The sequence below is a fragment of the Companilactobacillus halodurans genome (genome assembly GCF_009600985.1).
Classification (GTDB): domain Bacteria; phylum Bacillota; class Bacilli; order Lactobacillales; family Lactobacillaceae; genus Companilactobacillus; species Companilactobacillus halodurans.
The window spans coordinates 1-1,279 of the sequence record NZ_VDFP01000172.1 but is presented as its reverse complement, the minus strand read 5'-3'; the positions used below and the strand labels follow the sequence as shown (position 1 = coordinate 1,279).

Genomic DNA, 1,279 nt, shown 5'->3' with positions numbered 1-1,279 from the left:
ATTTGTGGATCTAGATGAATAGTTTCTGCTAATTTTGCAATAGTATCACCAGTTTTAACCAAACCAATATGATCGTAAAACTCAATTGCCTTAACTCGTTTTCTGATATCACGATCAAAAATCAAATAAGCTCCAGTCCCACCTAAATCATCAATGGCCTTAGTTACATTTTTTCTAGTATCTAACTCATTTACAAAACGTTTGGCATTATTATTAACTAGAATAGCTCCCTCTCCACGTACTGCTTCACCAATCAAAAAGGCATGTGGTGTATCTTGTTGAACGGTTGGATGAACTTGAACTTGATCCATATCCACCAGCTTAGCGCCAACCTTTTGAGCCAGTTTCACTCCATCCCCAGTAGCACCTGGTTGATTAGTAGTCCTCAATTTCAAAAGATCGGATCGATATTTTGCTAGAAGATCCTTCCCTGCTCCAAATCCACCAGTTGCTAAGATGACTGCTTCAGTATTAATTGTTAAATCACGTTCACCAACAGCCTTAACTCCTGATATTTGGCCGTCTTTAACTAACAGGTCGGTTACCTTGATCTTATCAAACAAAGGGATTTGATATTTGGCAACATATTTCAATAGTTCGGTAACCAAATATCCACCAATTGGAGCCAAAGAGCTTGGACGATGTGTTCGCATAGTCTTCATTCCACCAGTAATAGTTAAATCGTCTAGCTTAATGCCATGTTGATTTAACCAATCTATTGCTAAAGCACCATGCTCCGTAAAGAATTTTAATAATGCTGGATTATTTTGTTTACCTCCACCGATAAAGGTTTCATTATAAAAATCCTCAAAACTATCAATAATATGATGATCCAATTGTACAAATGTTTCAGCAGCGTTCATTCCTGAAGAAGCCCTAGTTGTATTACCACCGATTTTATCCATTTTTTCAAGAATTACTGGCGACAAACCTAATTCATAAGCTTGAATGGCACTAGTTAATCCTGCACCACCTGAGCCAATAATAATTACATCATAATGATCTTTTAATTGGTCAATTGTTGTTGGTTCAAAGATAAATTTTTCTGCCATATTATTTCTCCTCAATATTAGTCATATCAATTGGAACAACCCACTTGTCAAATTGTTCAGCCGTAACTAAGCCTGATTTCAAAGCAGCTTGGCGTAACGTCGACCCATCTTTTTGAGCTTGTTGAGCAATCTCAGCACTTTGATGGTATCCAATATGTGGTGACAAAGCAGTCACAGTCATTAACGATTGATCTACTAGTTCTTTCATACGATTCTCATTGACTGTT

1 protein-coding gene and 1 pseudogene are annotated in these 1,279 nt (G+C 37.0%); both read right to left on the bottom strand.

Features of this window, described 5'->3' with window-relative positions; genetic code table 11:
* The coding region (locus tag FHL06_RS13380; RefSeq protein ID WP_153387114.1) for a flavocytochrome c at positions 1-1,052 on the bottom strand (1,052 nt) is incomplete at its 3' end.
* 1 nt (position 1,053) lies between these two features.
* A pseudogene (locus FHL06_RS13375) lies at positions 1,054-1,279 on the bottom strand (class II fumarate hydratase); the annotation flags it as partial.